The sequence below is a fragment of the Ensifer sp. SSB1 genome, assembly GCF_016652895.1.
Classification (GTDB): domain Bacteria; phylum Pseudomonadota; class Alphaproteobacteria; order Rhizobiales; family Rhizobiaceae; genus Ensifer.
Genome location: NZ_JAEPRP010000042.1, coordinates 25,247 through 44,161 on the forward strand (window position 1 = coordinate 25,247; position 18,915 = coordinate 44,161).

General features: G+C 61.0%; 15 protein-coding genes and 1 pseudogene. 7 read left to right on the forward strand and 9 right to left on the reverse strand.

Going from position 1 to position 18,915, the window contains the following annotated elements; all coding sequences use genetic code 11:
• Positions 1-680: 680 nt before the first annotated feature.
• The 4 genes from proS (at position 681) to I8N66_RS13070 (ending at position 5,503) form a co-directional block, all read left to right on the forward strand.
• Entirely contained in the window at positions 681-2,009 is a 1,329-nt protein-coding gene (proS, locus tag I8N66_RS13055) for a proline--tRNA ligase (RefSeq protein ID WP_113536958.1), read from the forward strand.
• A 19-nt stretch (positions 2,010-2,028) separates the two neighbouring features.
• Positions 2,029-3,339, forward strand: a complete 1,311-nt coding sequence (locus I8N66_RS13060; RefSeq protein ID WP_291154243.1) for a lipoprotein-releasing ABC transporter permease subunit — start codon at positions 2,029-2,031, stop codon at positions 3,337-3,339.
• Between the two features lie 16 nt (positions 3,340-3,355).
• Positions 3,356-4,042, forward strand: coding sequence for an ABC transporter ATP-binding protein (locus I8N66_RS13065; protein ID WP_113541559.1), 687 nt, complete (start codon positions 3,356-3,358; stop codon positions 4,040-4,042).
• 150 nt (positions 4,043-4,192) lie between these two features.
• Positions 4,193-5,503, forward strand: coding sequence for a lipoprotein-releasing ABC transporter permease subunit (locus I8N66_RS13070; RefSeq protein ID WP_291154245.1), 1,311 nt, complete (start codon positions 4,193-4,195; stop codon positions 5,501-5,503).
• A 192-nt stretch (positions 5,504-5,695) separates the two neighbouring features.
• On the opposite strand, the gene I8N66_RS13075 is transcribed toward I8N66_RS13070, so the two are convergent.
• The gene (locus tag I8N66_RS13075; protein ID WP_113537774.1) at positions 5,696-6,163 is read right to left on the reverse strand and encodes a DUF5680 domain-containing protein; all 468 of its coding nucleotides are present in this window, start codon (positions 6,161-6,163) and stop codon (positions 5,696-5,698) included.
• 80 nt (positions 6,164-6,243) lie between these two features.
• Positions 6,244-6,816, reverse strand: coding sequence for a hypothetical protein (locus I8N66_RS13080; RefSeq protein ID WP_291154247.1), 573 nt, complete (start codon positions 6,814-6,816; stop codon positions 6,244-6,246).
• 414 nt (positions 6,817-7,230) lie between these two features.
• On the opposite strand from I8N66_RS13080, the gene dnaE reads away from it, so the two are divergent.
• A complete protein-coding gene (gene dnaE, locus I8N66_RS13085; RefSeq protein WP_113537775.1) occupies positions 7,231-10,728 on the forward strand; it encodes a DNA polymerase III subunit alpha in 3,498 nt (1,165 codons plus the stop codon).
• Positions 10,729-10,835: 107 nt separating this feature from the next.
• On the opposite strand, the gene I8N66_RS13090 is transcribed toward dnaE, so the two are convergent.
• The 4 genes from I8N66_RS13090 to I8N66_RS13105 form a co-directional block, all read right to left on the reverse strand.
• Positions 10,836-12,068 (reverse strand): L,D-transpeptidase family protein, encoded by a 1,233-nt coding sequence (locus I8N66_RS13090; RefSeq protein ID WP_113537776.1) that lies wholly within the window; start codon positions 12,066-12,068, stop codon positions 10,836-10,838.
• 107 nt (positions 12,069-12,175) lie between these two features.
• Positions 12,176-13,474 carry a DNA polymerase IV gene (locus I8N66_RS13095; RefSeq protein WP_113537777.1) on the reverse strand — a complete coding sequence of 433 codons (1,299 nt, stop codon included), beginning with the start codon at positions 13,472-13,474 and terminating at the stop codon, positions 12,176-12,178.
• Between the two features lie 168 nt (positions 13,475-13,642).
• The gene (locus I8N66_RS13100) at positions 13,643-14,284 is read right to left on the reverse strand and encodes a hypothetical protein (protein ID WP_113537778.1); all 642 of its coding nucleotides are present in this window, start codon (positions 14,282-14,284) and stop codon (positions 13,643-13,645) included.
• Between the two features lie 2 nt (positions 14,285-14,286).
• Entirely contained in the window at positions 14,287-14,556 is a 270-nt protein-coding gene (locus I8N66_RS13105) for a DUF3572 domain-containing protein (protein ID WP_093232266.1), read from the reverse strand.
• Between the two features lie 156 nt (positions 14,557-14,712).
• Between I8N66_RS13105 and I8N66_RS13110 the strand changes: the two genes are divergently transcribed.
• The gene (locus I8N66_RS13110; protein WP_003537642.1) at positions 14,713-15,084 is read left to right on the forward strand and encodes a response regulator; all 372 of its coding nucleotides are present in this window, start codon (positions 14,713-14,715) and stop codon (positions 15,082-15,084) included.
• A gap of 17 nt (positions 15,085-15,101) precedes the next feature.
• Positions 15,102-16,469, forward strand: coding sequence for a PleD family two-component system response regulator (locus tag I8N66_RS13115; RefSeq protein ID WP_113537779.1), 1,368 nt, complete (start codon positions 15,102-15,104; stop codon positions 16,467-16,469).
• A gap of 580 nt (positions 16,470-17,049) precedes the next feature.
• Here the strand turns inward: I8N66_RS13115 and rpmG are convergent.
• The 3 genes and pseudogenes from rpmG to I8N66_RS13130 form a co-directional block, all read right to left on the reverse strand.
• Complete coding sequence (rpmG, locus tag I8N66_RS13120; RefSeq protein WP_034795357.1) at positions 17,050-17,217, reverse strand: 50S ribosomal protein L33; 168 nt, start codon at positions 17,215-17,217, stop codon at positions 17,050-17,052.
• Positions 17,218-17,310: 93 nt separating this feature from the next.
• Positions 17,311-18,495 (reverse strand): MFS transporter, encoded by a 1,185-nt coding sequence (locus I8N66_RS13125; protein WP_223726985.1) that lies wholly within the window; start codon positions 18,493-18,495, stop codon positions 17,311-17,313.
• A 13-nt stretch (positions 18,496-18,508) separates the two neighbouring features.
• Positions 18,509-18,915, reverse strand: a pseudogene (locus I8N66_RS13130) (hydrolase); the annotation flags it as partial.

An 18,915-nucleotide genomic window follows, 5' to 3' on the forward strand; every position in this document is an offset into this window, starting at 1 on the left:
ATTTTCGGCGTCGCGATGACCGCCGGGCATTGCCGCGGGCGGAACCAGGGCAATGGCAGGGTTGACCGCCGCCAAATTGACATAGTTCAATTTTCGCTGCTGCTTCGTGCTTGAGAAGGTGTGAGAAAAGCAAAAAAAAACAAGGCTAAAAGCCTTGTTTTTCAAGTTTCGCGTGATCTTTCATCCGTTGCCGGCGGCAGCGACTAAGCGCGCCTAAGATCTTATCCTCCCAAGACTTGACCGCGAAAGTCGGCAAGAATTTAGTCTTCATGCCTGTTTTGTGAGCCGAAATTAGCCCAAACATTAAGCGATGTCATCCTGTTTTTTTGCATTTTTGCTACACTCGGGTAAAATATTCCCGTTGACAATACCTGTCGTAATCTTGTTACTAGCGTGCTCTTTTGACGCAGACTTTGCTCGTCTTACCCCCTCAAAAACAGTGGCTCCGATCTTTCCGGCAATGGCCTGAGAGTAGGGTTTTCTTCCGCCTGCGAAGCAGCTATGAACGCAAGGCTCGTAAAGCTTCACGCTGGCATTGCCGGCGATGGATAATGGAGAGCTCGACCCCGCGAAGCAACGGTCGCCCTTGCCAGTCCACCGGCGAAGAAGGCACCTGAGCTCAACGTCATTTCGCCCGAATCCGCCGATAGTGCGACGTTCATCAAGTTCTGGAACCCGTCATGCGCCTGTCCCGCTTTTTCATGCCCATCCTGAAGGAAAATCCGAAGGAAGCGGAAATCGTTTCCCACCGCCTCATGCTCCGCACGGGCATGATCCGGCAGCAGTCCTCGGGCATCTATACCTGGCTGCCACTGGGCAAGCGGGTCCTCGACAAGGTCAATGCGATCATCCGCGAGGAGCAGAATCGCTCGGGCGCAGTCGAACTGTTGATGCCGACGCTGCAGTCCGCGGAGCTCTGGCAGGAAAGCGGCCGCTACGACGCCTACGGCAAGGAGATGCTGCGCATCAAGGATCGTCAGGATCGGCCGATGCTTTACGGCCCGACCAACGAGGAGATGATCACGGACGTCTTCCGGTCCTACGTGAAGTCCTATCGTGACCTGCCGCTCAACCTGTACCACATCCAGCTGAAGTTCCGCGATGAGATCCGTCCGCGCTTCGGCACCATGCGCTCGCGCGAATTCCTGATGAAGGACGCCTATTCCTTCGATCTCGACCGGGAAGGGGCTGAGCACGCCTACAACCGCATGTTCGCCGCATATCTGCGTACCTTCGCGCGCATGGGTCTCCGCGCTATTCCGATGCGCGCCGACACCGGCCCGATCGGCGGCAATCTGAGCCACGAATTCATCATCCTCGCCGACACCGGCGAATCCGAAGTGTTCTGCCACAAGGACTTCCTCGGCTTCGACATTCCCGGCGAAGAAACCAATTTCGATGACGTCGCCGGTCTCAAGGCGATCTTCGACAAGTGGACCTCGCGTTACGCTGCGACATCGGAAATGCACGACGAGGCAGCCTTCAATGCGGTTGCCGAGGGCGACCGTCTGTCGGCGCGCGGGATCGAGGTTGGCCACATCTTCTACTTCGGCACCAAGTATTCCGAAGCCATGGGCGCCAAGGTGCTCGGCCCCGACGGCAAGGAGCATGCCGTGCACATGGGTTCCTACGGCATCGGCCCGACCCGCCTCGTGCCTGCGATCATCGAAGCCTCGCATGACGACAACGGCATCATCTGGCCGAAGTCGATCTCGCCGTTCGATGGCGTCATCATCAACATGAAGGCCGGCGATGTCGCTTGCGACGGCGCCTGCGAGACGCTCTACTCCGAACTCGGCAAGGCTGGATTCGATGCGTTGCTCGACGACACGGACGACCGCGCCGGTGCGAAATTCGCGACGGCGGACCTGATTGGGGTTCCGGTTCAGATCATCGTCGGTCCGCGTTCGATCGCCAACGGCGAGATCGAGGTCAAGGATCGCAAGACCGGCGAGCGCGAAACGATGACCGTCGAAGCTGCGATCAACAAGCTGACCGCAAAGAAGTGATGAGGCGAGGGAAGGCAGGATGACCGCCGTGGTGCAAGTTCAGGTGCAGGCCGCAGCGCGGCCTGAAAGGTCCTCCAGCCGTCCCTTTTCCGCCTTTGAGCGCATGGTCGCCTGGCGCTACCTGCGCTCCAGGCGCAAGGAAGCTTTCATCTCGGTGATCGCCGGCTTCTCCTTCATCGGCATCATGCTCGGCGTCGCGACGCTGATCATCGTCATGGCCGTGATGAACGGCTTCCGTACCGAGCTGATTTCCTGCATTCTCGGCATCAACGGGCACATGATCGTCCAGCCGATCGACGGCCCGCTCAACAACTACGCGGAGCTCGCGACCAAGTTCTCGGGCGTCAAGGGCGTCACCATGGCGATCCCGTTGGTCGAGGGCCAGGTTCTGGCCCAGGGCGTTGGCGACAGCTCGACCGGCGCGCTGGTGCGCGGCATCCGTGCCGACGATCTCGGCGAGATGAAGTCGGTCTCCGATCATATCCAGTCCGGTGACATGGTCGGCTTTGCCTCCGGTTCCGGCGTCGCGATCGGATCGCGCATGGCCGAGCAACTCGGCATCCGCGTTGGCGGCACGATCACGCTGACGTCCCCCAATGGCGACGTGACGCCGCTCGGCATGAACCCGCGCGTCAAGGCCTACACCGTCTCGGCGATCTACGAGATCGGCATGTCGGAATACGATTCGACGATCATCTTCATGCCGCTCGAGGAAGCGCAGCTCTTCTTCAATGCCGAGGGGCTCGCGCAGTCGATCGAGATCTTCGTCGAGCACCCTGACGTCGTCGACGAACTGCGCCAGCCGATCGAGGATGCGGCAGGGCGGCAGATCTTCATCACCGACTGGCGCGACCGCAACAAGACCTTCTTCTCGACGCTCGAGGTCCAGCGCAATGTGATGTTCATGATCCTGACGCTGATCGTACTGGTCGCGGCGCTGAACATCATTTCCGGCCTGATCATGCTGGTGAAGGACAAGGGCAGCGACATCGCCATCCTGAGGACGATGGGCGCAACCTCAGGCTCGGTGATGCGCATCTTTTTCATGACGGGTGCTGCGATCGGTGTCGCCGGAACGGTGGCAGGCGTGGCGCTCGGCGTCGTCGTCTGCCTCAACATCGAATCCATCCGCCAGTTCTTTTCCTGGATCTCCGGAACGACTCTTTTCAGCCCCGAGCTTTACTTCCTGAGCCAACTCCCGGCCGACATGAATGCGGATGAGACTGCTCTCGTCATCGTCATGGCGCTCACCCTTTCCTTCCTCGCCACGATCTTTCCGGCCTGGCGCGCCTCGCGCCTCGATCCGGTGCAGGCCCTGCGTTACGAATGACAAGGACATCAACTGAATGAATGCGCGCGTGGCACTGCAGCTTACCGGCGTTGAGCGACACTACGGAGAGGGCGAGACCTTTCTATCCATCCTCAAGGGTGCGGATTTCACGTTGAGAAGCGGCGAGACGGTTGCGCTGGTAGCACCCTCGGGAACCGGCAAGTCGACGCTTCTTCATGTCGCCGGGTTGCTGGAGCGCCCGGACGGTGGCGAGGTGCTGGTCAATGGCGTCTCCTGTGGCGGCCTCAACGACGATCGGCGCACGGCCATCCGCCGCAACGAGATCGGCTTCGTTTATCAGTTCCACCACTTGCTTCCCGAATTCACGGCGCTTGAGAACATCATGATGCCGCAGCTGATTGCCGGCTTGGCCAAGGCCGAGGCCGCCGATCGCGCAAGGGCGCTGCTCGACTACATGCGCATCGGCCACCGTGCCGATCACCGCCCGGCGGAACTCTCTGGCGGCGAGCAGCAGCGCGTTGCGATCGCGCGTGCCGTCGCCAATGCGCCGCTTGTGCTTCTTGCCGACGAGCCGACGGGCAATCTCGATCCGGAAACCGCCGGCTACGTCTTCGAAGCGCTGGAAGCACTGGCGCGCCAGTCGGGCCTCGCGGCGTTGATCGCCACGCACAATCATGAACTCGCCGGGCTGATGGATCGGCGTGTGACGATCGAGGACGGCAAGGTCGTAGAGATGAAGTGATGATGCGGCCGCGGGCGTGATGACCACTCGGCGCCGCTATGTCAGCCTGCCTTTCGGTCTCTCGCCCTGAACCCTAGCCGTCCTTGATGACCGTCGAAGCTGCGATCAACAAGCTGACCGCAAGGAAGTGATGAGGCGAGGGAAGGCAGGATGACCGCCGTGGTGCAAGTTCAGGTGCAGGCCGCAGCGCGGCCTGAAAGGTCCTCCAGCCGTCCCTTTTCCGCCTTTGAGCGCATGGTCGCCTGGCGCTACCTGCGCTCCAGGCGCAAGGAAGCTTTCATCTCGGTGATCGCCGGCTTCTCCTTCATCGGCATCATGCTCGGCGTCGCGACGCTGATCATCGTCATGGCCGTGATGAACGGCTTCCGTACCGAGCTGATTTCCTGCATTCTCGGCATCAACGGGCACATGATCGTCCAGCCGATCGACGGCCCGCTCAACAACTACGCGGAGCTCGCGACCAAGTTCTCGGGCGTCAAGGGCGTCACCATGGCGATCCCGTTGGTCGAGGGCCAGGTTCTGGCCCAGGGCGTTGGCGACAGCTCGACCGGCGCGCTGGTGCGCGGCATCCGTGCCGACGATCTCGGCGAGATGAAGTCGGTCTCCGATCATATCCAGTCCGGTGACATGGTCGGCTTTGCCTCCGGTTCCGGCGTCGCGATCGGATCGCGCATGGCCGAGCAACTCGGCATCCGCGTTGGCGGCACGATCACGCTGACGTCCCCCAATGGCGACGTGACGCCGCTCGGCATGAACCCGCGCGTCAAGGCCTACACCGTCTCGGCGATCTACGAGATCGGCATGTCGGAATACGATTCGACGATCATCTTCATGCCGCTCGAGGAAGCGCAGCTCTTCTTCAATGCCGAGGGGCTCGCGCAGTCGATCGAGATCTTCGTCGAGCACCCTGACGTCGTCGACGAACTGCGCCAGCCGATCGAGGATGCGGCAGGGCGGCAGATCTTCATCACCGACTGGCGCGACCGCAACAAGACCTTCTTCTCGACGCTCGAGGTCCAGCGCAATGTGATGTTCATGATCCTGACGCTGATCGTACTGGTCGCGGCGCTGAACATCATTTCCGGCCTGATCATGCTGGTGAAGGACAAGGGCAGCGACATCGCCATCCTGAGGACGATGGGCGCAACCTCAGGCTCGGTGATGCGCATCTTTTTCATGACGGGTGCTGCGATCGGTGTCGCCGGAACGGTGGCAGGCGTGGCGCTCGGCGTCGTCGTCTGCCTCAACATCGAATCCATCCGCCAGTTCTTTTCCTGGATCTCCGGAACGACTCTTTTCAGCCCCGAGCTTTACTTCCTGAGCCAACTCCCGGCCGACATGAATGCGGATGAGACTGCTCTCGTCATCGTCATGGCGCTCACCCTTTCCTTCCTCGCCACGATCTTTCCGGCCTGGCGCGCCTCGCGCCTCGATCCGGTGCAAGCTCTGCGTTACGATTGACGAGGATGTCTCTTAAAGAAAGCGCGTAGGGCCTTAGCGATTACGTTGTCGCGGGCCATCCTCGCCGCTTGGCGCCTAAAGCGCGTCGCGACCTTTCAGATTTGCTGGTCACGCTCCAGGTTTTCGCTATCTCGCATGTCTTTATCGCAAAACCGCTGCGCACTTTTGCGCCACATGCTTTAGGTGTTGCCCTCAACACTTGATCAGGCCGCCGCGATAGTCGAGTTCGTAGGCTTCCTCGCCGTCGACGAAGATGACCTCGTGACCGGAAAAATGTTCCGTGTCACCGCAACTGCTGTCGATGTAGTAGCCGTGGGCATGGCGAAACTGCATGCCGCCGAGAAAGTGCCGCTTCTCCCGATACATCGCCTGCAGGGCAGCCTTGATCACCTGTCCCGCCTTTGCCCCGTCGATGAGCTCAGGGCGGATGATGCGACCGAAATAGTTCATTGCCCAGTAAGGCTCCTCCCCCCGCCATACGGTTTCCTGTCCGGCAAAGTCGGTCCCACCGAAGTAGCTGTCGAGATAGCGCCAGCGATCCCGCTCATAACCGATGTCTTGGGAGCCCGGGCGCGACGACGGTCGCGGCGTGCCGCCACCCACATAGGCCCGTGATTTTGCCTCGACGATGAAGTCCGTGAGTTGTTCGAGCGCCGTCATGATTGTTCCTCGTATGTTCTTTGGTGAAGATGCCCGGATCCGCGAAAGTTGTAAAGAACAAATAGGGAACAATCTCCCGACTATTGAATGCCGCAAGCCTTCTGGCCGCGGTCGTCGTTCCAGTCCTTGAGAAGGACGAGTTCGCCTTTGACGGAAACGGCCTTGTCCTTCGCTTTGCCTTTGCCGGTCAGGACATTGAGGTCGCATTGCGAAGTGTTGTCGGGATCGAGGGTATCATAGGATGAGTAGGTGTAGCCGGCGACCACGAACTCGAAATTGCGGTAGGCGACCGTCAGTTTCTGTTCCCAGCGGTCGCGCCCGATGGCGTCGTTGTGGCTGGTGACAACCAGCGAGCCATTCGGCAGTGCCTCGATCGAAGGCGCCTGTCCCGAAAGATCGAACTGCCCCCAGACCTTGTTCGGGATCGCTGACTTCAGCGCCAGCGCGCGATTGTCGCCTGCGAAGTAGATATAGATGCCGTTGTCGTCGTCGCTGCCCTCGGCGGACCGTACGATCAGCGCGAGGTCCGTATCCCCGTCCTTGTCCCAGTCGCCGGTTGCGGCGGAGACAATGCGTGCGGGATCGATCGTTTCCGTCGCCGAGGCGACACTGGGAAGCAGCATAAGTAACGGCAGAATCAGGCGTGCAGACATGTTGGAGCGCTCCGCTTGGTTGTTCCTCTCAATATGCGCGCATGGCCCTTTCCTCAAGCGGCTACCCGGCTATTAACCGGCATTCGCCGGCCGTGTTAACCATCGTGAACAGAACGCCTGTGTATCGCTTGACGAGTGAACAAAAATGGAACAAAGTAAAAACATAACGGAAAAGGAGCCATGTTATGACTGATTTTGTTCGTGACCTCTCCGCCTTCGCTTCGATGAGCCTGTTCATCGCAAGCATCTCTTTCATCGCACTCGGCCTCTGAGGAGCGCCGATACTATCTCTCACGCGCCTCCCGAATTTCGCCCCCTGGATTGAATAAGGGGGACGACGTGTCAGGTGAAACTGGACATGTCGGATGATAAACGGGATATCCTGCCGTCCAGACAGGAATCAGGGTGCGAATAATGGCAGATGACGGCAAAGCAGCATCGAGCGAAGCGCTTGGTACGGACCCGCAGTTTGTGCATCTGCGTGTCCACTCGGCTTTCTCCCTGCTCGAAGGTGCGCTGCCGCTGAAGAAGGTCATCGGCAAGGCGGTTGCCGATAATCAGCCGGCGATCGGGATCGCCGATACCAACAATCTCTTTGCCGCGCTCGAGTTTTCCCAGAAGGCAGCCGACGACGGACTGCAGCCGATCACCGGCTGTCAGCTTTCCATCGACATGGAAGAAGAGCTGGATGGTGAACGGCGTGGCCACGCGCACCAGCTCGCAAAGCTCCCAGCAATCGTCCTGATCGCCGCAACCGATGACGGCTACACGCGGCTCGTTGACTTGGTGAGCCGAGCCTATCTCAGCGGCGAGGGCAGCCAGGCGACCCGTATCACGCGCTCGTGGCTTGCCGAATGTGGTACGGAGGGGCTGATTGCGCTGACGGGTGCATCAGGCGGTCCGGTGGATCTGGCCCTGAAGGCAGGCGCGACGGCACTGGCGGAAGCGCGTCTTGAAGCCCTGCACGATCTCTTTGGCGATCGCCTCTATATCGAGCTGCAGCGGCACGGAGGCTACGACAGGCGCCATGAGAGCCGGATGATCGACCTTGCCTACAAGTTCGACATTCCGCTGGTTGCCACCAACGAGGCCTTCTTCCCGTCGCCGTCCGACTACGATGCGCATGATGCCCTGATGGCGGTCGCGCACAATGCGATGGTTTCGGATGACAGCCGTTTCCGCCTGACACCGGATCACTATCTCAAGAGCCGCAAGGAAATGGCGGCGCTGTTTGCCGATCTGCCCGAGGCGCTGGAAAACACCGTCGAAATCGCACGGCGCTGCTCCTTCATGTTGAAGACCCGTGGGCCGATCCTGCCGCGCTTTACCGGCGCCACGGCCGATCCGCAGGAGGCCGAGCGCGCCGAGGCGGACGAACTGCGTCGCCAGGCGGAGGAGGGGCTCGAAGAACGTCTGGCCAGGCTCGGCATGGCGCCCGGCTACAGCGAAGAGGAGTATCGCGAACGTCTGGCCTTCGAGCTCAGCGTTATCGAGCGCATGAAGTTCCCCGGCTACTTCCTGATCGTGGCCGACTTCATCAAATGGGCGAAGCAGCACGATATCCCCGTCGGACCGGGCCGCGGTTCGGGTGCAGGATCGCTGGTCGCCTATGCGCTGACGATCACCGACGTCGATCCTATGCGCTTCTCGCTGCTGTTCGAACGCTTCCTCAATCCTGAGCGCGTCTCGATGCCCGACTTCGACATCGACTTCTGCCAGGACCGGCGCGAAGAAGTGATCCGCTATGTGCAGCGCAAATATGGCCGCGAGCAGGTAGCGCAGATCATCACCTTCGGTTCGCTGCAGGCGCGCGCCGCACTGCGCGACGTTGGCCGCGTGCTCGAGATGCCTTACGGTCAGGTCGACAAGATCTGCAAGCTGGTGCCGAACAATCCCGCCAACCCGACACCGCTCTCCAAGGCGATCGAGGAAGAGCCGCGCCTGCAGGAGGAAGCCGAGAAGGAACCGGTCGTCGCCCGGCTTCTCGATATCGCCCAGAAGATCGAGGGTCTGTACCGTCACGCCTCGACCCACGCCGCCGGCATCGTGATCGGCGACCGTCCGCTGTCGCAGCTCGTGCCGATGTATCGAGACCCGCGCTCCGACATGCCGGTCACCCAGTTCAACATGAAGTGGGTGGAGCAGGCGGGTCTCGTCAAGTTCGACTTCCTCGGCCTGAAGACGCTGACCGTGTTGAAGGTCGCCGTCGATTTCGTGAAGCAACGCGGCATCGAGGTCGACCTCGCGAGCATTCCACTCGACGATCTGAAGACCTACGAAATGCTGTCGCGCGGCGAGACCGTCGGCGTGTTCCAGGTGGAAAGTGCCGGCATGCGCAAGGCGCTGATCGGCATGCGGCCAGACTGCATCGAGGACATCATCGCGCTGGTGGCGCTCTACCGCCCAGGCCCGATGGAGAACATTCCCGTCTACAATGCCCGCAAGCATGGCGAGGAAGAAGTCGAATCGATTCATCCGAAGATCGACCATCTGCTCAAGGAAACGCAGGGCGTTATCGTCTACCAGGAGCAGGTGATGCAGATCGCCCAGGTGCTCTCAGGCTATTCGCTCGGCGAGGCCGATCTTCTGCGCCGCGCCATGGGCAAAAAGATCAAGGAGGAGATGGACAAGCAGCGCGCCCGCTTCGTCGACGGTGCTGTCAAGAACGAGGTGTCGAAGCCGCAGGCTGACCTGATTTTCGACCTTCTCGCCAAATTCGCCAACTACGGCTTCAACAAGTCGCACGCGGCGGCTTACGCGATCGTCTCCTACCAGACCGCCTATATGAAGGCGCACTACCCGGTAGAGTTCCTGGCCGCGTCGATGACGCTCGACATGTCCAACACGGAGAAGGTCAACGACTTCCGTCAGGATGCGAAGCGCCTGGGCATTGAGGTGATTGCGCCGTCGGTGCAGACCTCATTCCGGCATTTCCAAACGGGTGAAAGCCGCATCTATTACTCGCTGGCTGCGATCAAGGGTGTGGGCGAATCGGCGGTTGAGCACATCGTCGACGTCCGCGGCGACAGGACTTTTGCAAGCCTCGAAGATTTCTGCCTGAGGATCGACCCGAAACTTCTCAACCGCCGCGTCTTCGAAAGTCTGATCGCGGCCGGCGCGTTCGACTGCTTCGGCTATGACCGGGCCGAGTTGGTCGGCGGGCTTGACCGCATCCTCGGCTTCGCCCAGCGTGCGCAAGAGAACAAGACGAGCGGGCAGAGCGACATGTTCGGCGCGGGTGCCGCAACGGGTCCGGAACGCATCGCACTCCCGACCTATACGCCTTGGCTTGCTTCGGAAAAGCTGCATCGTGAATTCCAGGTGCTGGGCTTTTATCTCTCCGCCCATCCGCTCGACACCTACAATGCGCTGCTTGCCAAGATGCGGGTGCAGACCTTCGGCGATTTCGCCGGTGCGGTGAAGAAGGGCGCGACTGCCGGTAGGCTCGCCGGCACCGTGACCTCGAAGCAGGAGCGCAAGACGCGTACCGGCAACAAGATGGGCATCATCGCCTTCTCGGATTCCTCCGGTCAGTTCGAGGCGGTGCTGTTCTCCGAAATGCTGCACCAGTATCGTGACCTCCTGGAGCCGGGCAAATCGCTTGTGATGACCGTTGCCGCAGAGGAGCGGCCGGAGGGTATCGGTCTGCGCATCCAGACGCTGCGCTCGCTGGAGGAAGAATCGCTGCAACTGCAGAAGGCGCTGCGCGTCTATGTGCGCGATTCCGGCCCGCTGAAATCGATCGCATCGCACCTTAACACCAGGGGCGATGGTCTCGTCTCCTTCGTCGTCATCAAGGATAATGGTCAGCGCGAGATCGAGGTGGAACTGAGCGAGAAGTTCCGGATCTCGCCAGAGATCGCCGCAGCGCTGCGCTCGGCCCCGGGTGTGGTCGACGTCGAACTGGTTTGATCCGGCGTTAATCTCCGCTCGATCGAAGCGCAGAAACGATGCCTGCGTTCCCTGGAAGCCGGCCGGGGAGCTGAAACCGCGCCGCGCTTTCCTGCTGTCGCTCCTGTTCAGTCGCCGGGGCGCGATCGCGTGACGGTGATGAAATCGGTGCCCTGTCCGGTTTCCAGCCCGCTTTCCGTGTCGGCGATCGAAAGCGACGATCCCTCGGCCAACAGTTCCTCCACCCGATTGCGAACATCGTTGGATATCGTCATCCGCGCGAGCGTGCGCTGTATGCCGTTATAGGCGAACGGATCGGCCTCCATGGAAATGCCGAGGCGCTTCTTCATCGAGTTGGGCAGATGGTTTTCAAGCGAAACGCCGAACCATTTGCCTTCGGCGCCCTGTTCTTCGTTGTGGCGAAACTGCAGGAAATGTGTCCCAAGAGCCTCTTCCGGCTTGTCGATCGTAAGACCTGCTTCGAAGAGCGGCTTGAACCCTTGCCGCACGAGGATCTTGCCGTTTTGCGGGGGCGTGCGCCCGGCCTTATGCAGGAGCTTGTCGGTCAACTCTGGCGTCAGTTTGCCGTCGCTCTCGAGACCTTCGCTCGTCTGGAAGGCGCGGAGCGCTGCGATCGTTGCCGGACCTGCATGACCGTCGATCGTGCCCGGCGCGTATCCGAGGAACTCCAGCGACATCTGGATCTCGCGCATCGTATCTCGCGTGTCGCTGCGCGTGATCAGGATACGGATCGGTTCCGCCATGGATTTGGTAGTCGCGGCCGCTCCGCCCGTCGGCTCGGTCATGGCAACTTCGACCGGCGCATCGCCGGCCTGGCTGATCGCCGGTCTGAGCGGCACATCGGAGAGCGGCGGCTGGAGATCGATCGGGGCCGGTCGAAAGAGGAGCGCGCTTTTGACCTCCGTGGGCGTGATCTGCCGATCCGAGATCAACACATGCACGCCGCGCTCGGTCATCTTGTAGAGAGAGGCGGCAAAGGCGCTCGGCAGACGCACGCAGCCGTGCGACGCGGGGTAATCGGGTACGTGGTTGGAGCCGTGCAGCGCGATACCCGACCAGGTGAGACGCTGCATGAAGGGCATCGGCGCATTCGAATAGATGTTCGATTTATGGTGACGCCGCTTCTCCAGGATCGAGAAGATACCGGTCGGGGTCGCGTGGCCGGCCTTCCCGGTCGACACGGGTGATGTCGCAATCACGGCGTCGCCGTCATAGACGACGAGCGATTGCTGGTCTTTCGAGACGATGATCTGTAGCGGCCCGCGACTGCCTGCAAACCCGGTGGCCGGTGACAAAAGCAGAGCAACGACGCTGGCGGTGAGAGCGAAACGCGATACCATACACTCAACCCGACACGTGACTTGGCGAACGAGCCTATCGGGCAATCTTTAAGGAATTCATCCAGACCGCGTGTGGGCCAGATCAAGGTTGCGTGATCGCGGTGTGTCTATGTCGAGGGGTCACGTTTCCGGTTGCCGAAGGTATAGCCGGTCTCGACTGTGGCCTTTCCGAACTTGTCGCGCAGCCTGTTCATGGCGTCTTCGGCCGCCGCCCGGCGGGTTGCGGCCGGATCGACGAGATCGGGCGGGTCTGCAAGGTCGGGGGCCGAGAGATCGCTGACGCCGATGCCGATCAGCCGATACTTCGTGCCGTCAGCCTCTTTCTCCAGGAGCTGCAGTCCCGTGCGGAAAATGCGGTCGGCGAGCCGGGTGGGGCTGTCCAGGCGCCGGTTGCGGGTACGGATCTTGAAGTCGGCCGTCTTCAGTTTCAAGACGACGGTCTGGCCGGCAAGATCCGACTTTCGCAGCCGATGGGCCACTTGCTCGCTGAGACGCCTGAGATGCACGACAAGGTCGTCATAGCGCGCAATGTCGTCGTTGAAGGTCGTCTCTGCTGAAACGCTCTTGGCCTCGCCGTCGATTTCCACAGCCCGCTCGTCGAGCCCGCGCGACAGGCGAAAGAGCCGCTGCCCCATGGTGCCGTAGCGCCGCATGAGGTCGGCTTCCTCCATGGTTTGCAATTGCCCGATCGTGCGCACGCCGTCGCGCTCCAGCGTGGCGGCAAAGGCTTTGCCGACGCCCCAGATCATGGTGACCGGTTTCTCCTTCAGGAACTCGAGTGCCTCGGCCTGACCGATGACGGAAAAGCCGCGTGGCTTCTGTAGGTCGGAGGCGACCTTGGCGAGGAACTTGCAATAGGAGAGGCCAACGGACACGGTGATGCCGATCTCCTGCTCGACGCGTCGGGCGAAGCGCGCGAGCGTGCGTGCCGGAGGATCGTGATGCAGGCGCTCGGTGCCCTTGAGCTCAAGAAAGGCCTCGTCGATCGACAGCGGCTGCACCAGCGGCGTCAACTCCTGCATCAGCGTCCGCACTTCGCGGCCGACGCGTGCATATTTCTCCATGTTCGGCTTGATGACCACGGCTTGCGGGCAGGCTTCCAGCGCCTTGAACATCGGCATTGCCGAGCGCACGCCGTGAATGCGGGCAATGTAGCAGGCGGTGGACACCACGCCGCGTTTGCCGCCGCCGATGATCACCGGCTTGTCGGCCAGTTCCGGATCGTCGCGTTTCTCGATCGAAGCATAGAAGGCGTCACAATCGATATGCGCCAAGGTCAGATCGTAAAGTTCGCTGTGGCGCAGCAGGCGCGGGCTGCCGCAGGCCGTGCAGCGCCGTACGCTAGCAGCCTGTTCCTTGAGGCAGTCGCGGCAGAAGCCTGGAGATTGAGCAGCGCTGTCGGGCATATCGGGAACAAATATTGAACATCGCGACCTTACGCTCTACGCTAGCGAGTCTCAAGGGAGGCCCGGTTGGAAAACACACCGCAATTATTGGCGTTGGCAGAAATCGCCGGGTGGGCTTCGAGCCGTGCCGGCGCGACTGGCTTTTGCGCGACGATCGATCGCCGCCGGCTAGCCTCCAAGATGTGCGCGAATGGCGGCCGCCGCTTCTGGCCAGTCGGCCACGGCGCGGATGCTGGCGTCCGGCTTTGGGGCGAGCGCGCGAAACTCCGCGTTAACCATCAGGTTGATCAGCAGGCAGGATGGCGCGTGGTGCTGGACCGACTGCAGGTTGCGAAGAATGTCATCTATGAAGACCAGCGGAACCGTGCGACCACCGTGCAACTTTTGGACGATCGGTCCCTTGGGTTCCTCCGACGCAAGCAGCGGGTAGGGAAGGCCAAGTCGGTCGAGCAGGGCACGGCGGACCGCGGCATGGTGCGGTGGCATGGCGGTCAGGAAAACGATATCCGCGTCCTGCGACAGAGCGGCCAACGTGTCGGCGACCCGTTCAGCTGGTGTCTGCCAGCGATCCTGCGACCCGTAGAACGAATCGAGCAGCGCCTTGACCTCGGCCTCGGCCAACGGTTGTTCGTTTGCAAGATCGACGATGTTTCCGGTCAGGCGAAAGGACCGGGGCAGCAAAGCGTGGCCGCAGCTTTGGAGGAAAGCTTTGAACGGATTGATGAATTCGAGCACGACTTCATCGACGTCGCTGACGATCAGCGGGCGCTCTTGAAGCCGGATGCGCTCGTCTGTGGCGGCGCCTGGCACGCTCAATCCTCAAAACCCGAATGGCCCGACAGCGCCGCATGGGCGCGCACGACATCCTCCGGCGCCGTGCCGGTCGCCTGGCAGAATGCCATCAGCGTCGGCTCGTGGTCCATGAGAAAAGCGATGAGGCCACCCATGAAGCCGGGTTCGGCGATGGCATTGCGCAAGGCGGTAGGGTCGGTGCCTGTCAGCGCCAGGAAACGAGACAGAAGCTCCGGCTCGCCGGCGAGCCAGGCAAGGATGTCGATGGCGATTTCGTCAGCGCTCTTCAATGCTTCGTTCCCGTATGGTTTTTACGTCCGAAGTTACCTATTTTTCAACCAAATCGGCCTATCTCTGAAGTTGAGGAAATGGGTCGAGTCGTCGACTCTGCAAGTTAAATGTCCTGAGGCGACTTGCAAGGTGACGATGGACAGCAAGGGATCGACATGCCCAAACAGGTAATGATTGTTGAGGACAACGAGCTGAACATGAAGCTGTTCCGCGACCTGATTGAGGCTTCCGGCTATGCGACGATCCAGACGCGCAACGGCATGGAGGCGCTTGAGCTCGCGCGCAAGCATCGGCCGGATCTCATCCTGATGGATATTCAGCTACCGGAAGTATCCGGCCTTGAAGTGACGAAATGGCTGAAGGAAGACGATGAATTGCACGTCATCCCGGTCATCGCCGTCACGGCATTTGCAATGAAGGGAGATGAGGAGCGGATTCGCCAAGGCGGATGCGAAGCCTATGTTTCCAAACCGATTTCTGTACCGAAGTTCATTGAAACGATCAAAACCTACCTGGGCGATGCCTGAGCGGCGGGAAAATTGATATGACTGCGCGTATTCTTATCGTTGATGATGTTCCTGCCAATGTGAAGTTGCTCGAAGCCCGGTTGCTCGCCGAGTATTTCGATGTGCTGACAGCCAATGACGGCTACTCGGCGCTGGCGCTTTGCGAGAAGACGCCCATCGATCTCGTTCTTCTCGACATCATGATGCCGGGTCTCGATGGCTTCGAGGTCTGCGAACGGCTGAAGGCGAATCCGCGCACGGCGCATATTCCTGTTGTCATGGTGACGGCGCTCGACCAGCCGTCGGATCGCGTGCGCGGGCTGAAGGCGGGCGCCGACGACTTTCTGACCAAGCCCGTCAACGATCTGCAATTGATGTCGCGCGTGAAGAGCCTGGTTCGGTTGAAGAATGTCAGCGATGAATTGCGCCTGCGTGCCCAGACGGCACAGACCATCGGCCTGGAAGATGCCGGTCGCGCGGACCGTCCGGACGAGCCGGGCAATGTCCTGCTGGTCGACGGCCGTGGCTCGTCGCAGGAACGGTTGCAGCGTGCGCTCAAGCCGATCGCCGATGTCTCTGTAATTTCCGATCCGCAGGCGGCGCTCTTCGAAGCGGCTGAAAACAACTTCGACCTGGTCATCGTCAACGCGAATTTCGACGACTACGATCCATTGCGGCTGTGCTCGCAGCTGCGCTCGCTGGAGCGGACACGCTTTATCCCGATCCTGCTGATTGCGGAGCAGGGCAGCGACGAGATGGTGGTGCGTGCGCTTGATCTCGGCGTGACCGATTATCTGATGCGTCCGGTTGATCCGAACGAGCTGATAGCCCGCTCGATGACCCAGATCCGCCGCAAGCATTGCAATGACAGGCTGCGCGCGAGCGTGCAGCAGACCATCGAGCTTGCCGTGACAGATGGCCTGACCGGCCTCCACAACCGCCGCTACTTCGACACGCACCTGAAACTGCTGATGGACCGGGCCGCGGCGCGCGGACGGCCGCTGTCCATCTGCATGACGGATATCGATCGCTTCAAGCAGGTCAACGATACCTACGGCCATGATGCCGGCGACGAAGTGCTGCGTGAGTTCGCCAACCGCATTCGCACGACAGTGCGCGGGGCTGACCTTGCCTGCCGCTTCGGCGGCGAGGAATTCGTCGTCGTGATGCCGGACACGTCGGCTGAAATGGCAGCGGGCGTCGCCGAGCGTTTGCGCATCATTATCGAAAGCCTGCCGTTCCCGGTCCCGCAGGCCGATGGCGTTCTGAAGGTTACGGCGTCGATGGGAATAGCGACGCTGAGGCCGGATACTGATAGCGCCGAGGCTTTGTTGAAGCGCGCGGACACGGCGCTCTACCAAGCTAAGCATGAAGGCCGCAACCGTGTGGTGGCGGCTGCCGCCTGAGCATTTGGCGGTCCAATCCCGCCGTTCCGTGCCCCGTGATTTTCGTGGGTCACCTCTTGCGGGTTGCATTTAAAGTTGTATTCTCGCCGCAGCCGATGCTACCGGGGAGTTTGGGTGGCCTCGGCGCCCATGTGTGTGCCTGTCTCAGACTGATACAGAATTAACCATGCGCTTAGCGGCACCGCTTCGCGCATTAAGAATTCGTTGATTTTTTTCCATTTTCAGGTGATGCTGATGAACAAGTAGGCATCGCCTCCTAACAATTTGCTTACCCCATGATGCTCAGGTCCGCCGCATCTCCTGGGTCGTGGGGTCGGTCGGTTGGCTTTTGACCTCTGCGGAATCCTCGTGCCGCAGTCAGAGGCCAGCCGACCCCCTTTTTGTAAGCGCCGTCCCATCCTGGGGCGGCGTTTTGCTTTTGTGGCGATCGGGCGAGGGGGCGCCAGATGGCGCGCCGTCCAGACACCCTTTCACTGCCGCCGAGACCACCGAAGGCCCCGTTGCGAAACTCAAGCATCCAAAAGGAAAGGGCGCCGGACCTTGCGGTCGGCGCCCTTCAATCCCCGAGAAACGGTCGATCTTACTTGATCTTGGTTTCCTTGAATTCGACGTGCTTCTTGACGACCGGGTCGTACTTGGTCTTGGTCATCTTTTCCGTCATCGTACGGCTGTTCTTGGTCGTGACGTAGAAGAAACCCGTGTCGGCTGTCGAAAGCAGCTTGATCTTGATGGTGGTGGCTTTTGCCATGGTCGTCCTGCCTTTGTAACAATGAAAGCCGTGGACAACCGGTTGCGGGCCACGGGCAAGGTTGGCGCGAAACTACAAATCGCGGCCGAAAAGTCAAGACCGTTTTGGATTCAAAACGATCCTGACCACCGAAAGCGCGACATAGAGCCCGAAAAAGCCGGCGATTGCCCAAGCGAATCCGTTGTTGCCGGTGACGTCCATCGCTGCCCCGATGACCTGCGGCCCGGCGACCGTACCAACTGCGTAGGAGAACACGAAGGCGGCGTTCGCGGCCGCAAGATCCGCGCCCTGCAGGCGGGAACCCAGGTGACTGAGGCCCACGGTGTAGAGCCCGGAAACGCAACCGCCCCAGAAGAGGAGCACGACCGCCATCAGGAACCAGCTTTCGGCCAGCATCGGCAGGCAGAGCGCGCCGATGAGGCCGACCACCGTCATCGCTGAAAGCAGCGCGCGCCGGTCCTTTACCCGGTCGGACAGCATGCCGAGCGGAATCTGGAAGATGAAGTTGCCGATTCCCATCACTGTCAGCAACAGCGCTGCCTGTGATTCGGTGAAGCCGGACCGGGTACCAAACACGGGGAACAGGGAAAGACCGCCCGATTCGACGGCGCCGAAGATGAAGACTGCGGCCGTCGCTGTCGGCACGAGGTAGACGTAGCGCAGGAAATGCCGCTCGGGCTTCTCGTCGATGACAGGGCTCTCGTCGCGCGCCAGGAAGATCGGCACGGCCGCAAGCAGGATCACGCCTGCGCCGACGACGAAGGGCAGGATGCCTTCGCTGCCGAGGATGGAGAAGAGCAGGGGGCCTGTTGCGAAGCCGAGCGAGAGCACCGTGCCGTAGATGCCAAGCACGAACCCGCGCTTGCTCGGTGGTGCTGTCGCGTTGATCCAGAACTCCGAGAGGATGAAGAGCACGGTGATCGCGCCGTGGAAGACCACGCGCAGCGGAAACCAGAGCCAGAAGTTGGTAATGTAATAGAAGCCGAAGGAGCTGATGGCGGCGACCAGAACGGCCCACAGCATCGTCGGCGCGACGCCGTGGCGATGGGCGAATTTGGTCGTGAGCGGCGCAGCGGCCATCGAGGCGAGCCCGGCCATGGCCGAATTGAGCCCGATGAGCGTCGAGGATATCCCACGCTTCTCCATGATGATCGAGAGCAGCGGCAGGCCGAGGCCGATGGCGATGCCAACCGCGCTGATCGCGGCAACGGCGGCGATCAGGGACCGCCAGTGAATTTCCTCAACCGGTGCGGCTGTACCGGGCGACGGCTGTGACATGCGACGAGGATCCTTAGAGCAACGTGCGGACGAGGCGCCCACGGCGCGCGGCATAAAATGGCACCGTTCGTTCACAGGAGAGCGACGGATCGGTGTCGAGACTGCTTCTGAGGTCCGCGAGAATGATGGCGGTGATGTCAGGTATCCGTAGGGACGGAGAATCGTTCACATCGATCCACTGCAAATCCTGAAGCTCCCGACTGTCCAGGAAGCGCGTCGGATCGATTTGGGCCTCGTCCGCAAATAGAGCGAAGAAGCGTGTATCGAACCGCCTTGCGTGGCCCGGAGGGGTGATGGCCCGAGCCATATAGCGCAACTTTGCCAGGTCGGGAAGGAACGGCACCGATGCGGTGGCCGACGGCGCTGGTTGACCGACGGCGATGCCGGCCTCTTCGTAAAGCTCGCGCAGTCCGGCAAGGG